Genomic DNA, 3824 nt, shown 5'->3' with positions numbered 1-3824 from the left:
AAGCCCCGCCCCTGCTCCCCCGCCCGGGCGGCTTCAATGGCAGCATTCAGCGCCAGCAGGTTGGTCTGCTGGGCCACCTCGCCGATGAGCCCCAGGATCAGTTCCACCTGCGCCACGGCCTCGAGCAGCCTCAGGGCCAGCTCGTGGCTTTGCTGTGCGGCCTCCCGGGCCGAGACGGCCTGCCTGGCTGCTTCCGCGCTGAGCCTGTCCCCCTCGGCTGCCGCCTCGCCGGCCCTGGCAGCCTGGGCAGCGGCCTGCGCGGTCTCCTCGGCCAGCCGGCGGGCCTCGGCGAGGAGTTCGGCCACGGCCCGGGAAACGTCCTGGCTCTGCCTGGCCTGCGCCTCGGCGGTTGACGCCAGTTCATTGATGGCTTTGGCCGTCTGCTGCGACCACTGCGCCGTCTGCTCCGTGACCCTGACGAGCCCCTGGCTCACCTGTGCCAGAGCGTTGGCCTGCTTGAACACCTCCAGCAGCACGTTGTGAAAGCCCTTGACGACCCGGTTCACCTGGTGGGAAAGCTCCCCGCGCTCGTCAGCGGCTCGGAACGCAACCCGGTAGGTCAGGTCGAGCCGGTCGCTCATGGCGGTGAGGCCGGTAATGGCCTGGGAGATGGGGACGTGGATGAACCGGTAGAGCGCGGGCGTTCCTGCCGACGCGGCGACAACTGCCGCGGCCAACGCCACACCCGCCCACAGAGGCCAGCCGCGCAAGCCTGGCGGCAACGCTGGTGCGGCGACGCCGGCTACGACCACCGCCACCAGGCAGACACCCGCCGCCAGCACCGCAAGCCGCAGCCACAACTGAACTGCCAGCGAGCGCATGGCCAATCCGACCTCCCACGGCGGCGTGCGGCCTTCTCCGGCGACCCGAACGTGCCCCTGCTGCCCCTCCAGGAATTGGTCGGCGCTGCCAGTTTTCCCTGCTTCGAGAGGAAAACGGCGCTAGGGAGCAAACGCCGCTACGGCGAGAAGCGGCGGCGCACCAGGCGTTCGGCGAGCGACACGGCCGCGTACAGGAGCGTGGAGAGGCCCACGAGCAGCGCCAGCGCCGCCATCACCAGGTTCATGTCGAACACCTGGCCCCCGTACACGATGAGGTAGCCGAGCCCCCGCCCGCCGGCCAGGAACTCCCCGGTGACGGCGCCGACCAGCGCCAGCCCCACGTTTGCCTTGAGCGCGGCGATGATGGCCGGCACCGCCGACGGCACCACCACCAGCCGGAACTGCTGCCAACGGTTCGCCCCCAGCGACCGCACCAGTGTCAGCCGGGCCGCATCCGTGGCCGTGAAGGCGGCATGCACGACCACCACGGCCACGACGACCGTGATGGCGATGGCCATGGCGATGACCGAGCGGAGGTTGGTACCGAGCCACACGATGAAAAGCGGCCCCAGCGCCACTTTCGGGATGGCGTTGAACACCACCAGGTACGGTTCGACGACCTGGGCCAGGTAGGGCGACCACCACAGCCCCGCCGCGACCCCCACCCCCAAGCCGGTGCCAACGGCGAACCCCACCGCCGTCCCGAGGGCGGTACTCGCCAGGTGCACGCCCAGCTGCCCCTGAACCCACAGCCGCACCAGGGTCTTCGCCACCGACGACGGACGGCTTGTAAGAAAGGGCGACACGATGCCCCGGTCGGCGGCCAGCTCCCAGGCGCCCAGGAACACCGCCAGCAGCGCCATCTGCCCCGCCAGAACGGCCGCCCGGCTGCGGCGCGCCGAACGCAGGTAGGCACGCCGGGCGGCCCGCCCGTCCTCCCGGTGCAGCGCGACCTTCCGCGGGTCTACCCCGTGTGGGGCCACCCCGTAAGGGGATGCGGCGCCCCCGGGCTGTTCCCGCAGCCGGCTCGTTCCGGCGTCAAGCGACACGGGGGTTTACCGCCACCTCCAGGTCCGCCCAGATGAGCGAGAAGTAGTCGGAAAAGCGCGGCGACCGGCGGGCCTCGACGGGAGAACTCCGGTAGCCGCCGTCCAGCTCGATGCGGTACTCCCGCTTCACCCGGGCGGGCCGGTGCGTGAGCACCACCACCCGGTCGCAAAGCGCCAGCGCCTCGCCGATGTCGTGCGTCACCAGCAGCACCGTGGCCCCCCGGTCTCGCAGCGCCCGGCTCACTTCCTCTTCCAGCACGAGGCGGGTCTGGGCGTCTACGGCCGATAAGGGCTCGTCGAGCAGCACCAGCTTGGGATTCAGGGCCAGCGTGCGGACCAGCGCCGTGCGCTGCCGCATCCCGCCGGAGAGTTCCCGGGGAAACCGGTCCTCGAACCCGGCCAGCCCGGAACGCGCAAGCAGCATCCGCACCTGGCCCGCCGCCCGGCGATCGCGGGCTCGCCGCACCTCCAGGCCGAGGAGGGCGTTGTCCAGCACGGTGCGCCATTCCAGCAGGCAGTCCTGCTGCAGCATGTACCCCACGTCGGGGCGCGGCCCCCGGACGAGCTGCCCGTCGATGCGCACCTCGCCCCGCTCGGGTTGCAGCAGCCCGGCGACCAGCGAGAAAAGCGTGCTCTTGCCGCACCCGCTTGGCCCCACGATACCGACGAACTCCCCCGGGCCGGCGTGCAGGGAGAGGCCGGCGACGGCCGGCGTCTCCCCCTGCGGGCTGTGATAGCTGAAGTGGACGTCCGCGACGTCAACGGAACAGCCGCGCCCCGCCGTCATGGCTCGCTGACCTCGGCGACGGCCCGCTCGGAGAACCGATTGGTCATGATGGCGTCGAACGAAACCGACCCCTGCAGTTCGCCGGCGGCCTGCATCACCTCGAGCAGGCGCTCGAACCCCTTCTCGGAGATGACGGGCGTCAGGCGCCAGGTTCGCTGATCCTTGTAGCGCTGGATGGTTCGCACCAGCACGTCCCGATCCATTGCGGGGAAGAACGGCGCCACGACGCCGGCGATCTCCTCGGCGGCGTGGCCCTGCACCCAGAGCTGGCCCCGGTAGATGGCGTTGGTGAAGCGCTGGATGACGTCAGGGTTGCGCTGCATGTAGCTCTTTCGAGCGTGGTAGACGGTGTAGGTGATCTCGCCCCCGTCCACGCCCAGCGAGGCCACGACCCTGCCGATGCCGCGCTTTTCCATGGCGGTCATGGTGGGCTCGAACTGCGCGATGTAGTCGCCGAGCCCGGCCTCGAAGGCGCCCGGCGCGGCCTCGAACGCAAGGTTGGTGATGATTCTGACGTCCTTGTGCGGCTCCAGGCCGTGCTGGCGGATGATCCACTCCAGCACCATCTCCGGCACGCCGCCCTTGCGCCCGCCGACCACGGTCTTGCCCTTCAGGTCGGTCCAGCTGAAGTTTGGGGTCGCCTCGCGGGCCATGAGGAAAGACCCGTCCCGGGCCGTGAGCTGAGCGAATCCCACGGCGTGGTCCTGCGCGCCGCGCAGGTAGACGTAGACGGCCGCTTCGGGGCCGAAAAAGCCGATGTCCACCGTACCCGACAGAAGCGCCGCCATGCCCTTGTCGGCACCCTGAGCCGTGGACAGCTCGACCTTGAGGCCTTCTTTCTCGAAGAAGCCCAGGGCGAGCGCCACGTACTGGGGTGCGTAGAAGACCGAACGCACGACCTCCGACAGGCGCACGGCGGTCAGCGGCTGGCCTTCGGCGGCATGCGCCGGCAGCGCCCCGAGGAGAAGCCCTACCACGGCCACAATCGCCACCAGGTACGCAGCCGCCCCTTCATGCGGATTCCCCCCGCTGTCGTACTGGTGCGCCAGGCCCAGGAACGAAGTCCCGGCTCCGGCGCATTCACCCCCATGCTACGCAGGGGTAGGGGCGGGGGTGCGCCGCGGGCAGGGGGGAGGGTGCAGGCGCCGCTACCCGGCCGCGCCGAGA

At 70.6% G+C, this 3824-nt stretch carries 4 protein-coding genes; all 4 read right to left on the bottom strand.

What is annotated here, in order from left to right; translation table 11 throughout:
- Positions 1 to 821 (bottom strand): methyl-accepting chemotaxis protein (locus AB1609_17740; protein ID MEW6048289.1); only part of this gene is annotated, 821 nt, incomplete at its 3' end.
- A gap of 137 nt (positions 822 to 958) precedes the next feature.
- Positions 959 to 1870 carry an ABC transporter permease gene (locus tag AB1609_17735; GenBank protein ID MEW6048288.1) on the bottom strand — a complete coding sequence of 304 codons (912 nt, stop codon included), beginning with the start codon at positions 1868 to 1870 and terminating at the stop codon, positions 959 to 961.
- Complete coding sequence (locus tag AB1609_17730) at positions 1860 to 2657, bottom strand: ABC transporter ATP-binding protein (GenBank protein MEW6048287.1); 798 nt, start codon at positions 2655 to 2657, stop codon at positions 1860 to 1862. Before AB1609_17730 ends, AB1609_17735 begins: the two co-directional genes overlap by 11 nt.
- Positions 2654 to 3649, bottom strand: coding sequence for an ABC transporter substrate-binding protein (locus tag AB1609_17725; GenBank protein MEW6048286.1), 996 nt, complete (start codon positions 3647 to 3649; stop codon positions 2654 to 2656). Before AB1609_17725 ends, AB1609_17730 begins: the two co-directional genes overlap by 4 nt.
- Positions 3650 to 3824 lie beyond the last annotated feature (175 nt).

It is taken from the genome of Bacillota bacterium (assembly GCA_040754675.1).
Taxonomy (GTDB): Bacteria; Bacillota; Limnochordia; order Limnochordales; family Geochordaceae; genus Geochorda.
Note: the sequence above shows the minus strand (reverse complement) of the source record. Positions and strands in the feature narration are given on the sequence as shown.

What these genes read in the sequence shown, in the direction of transcription:
- AB1609_17730 (MEW6048287.1), bottom strand. Translation starts at nt 2,657, where the DNA reads ATGACGGCGGGGCGCGGCTGTTCCGTTGACGTCGCGGACGTCCACTTC.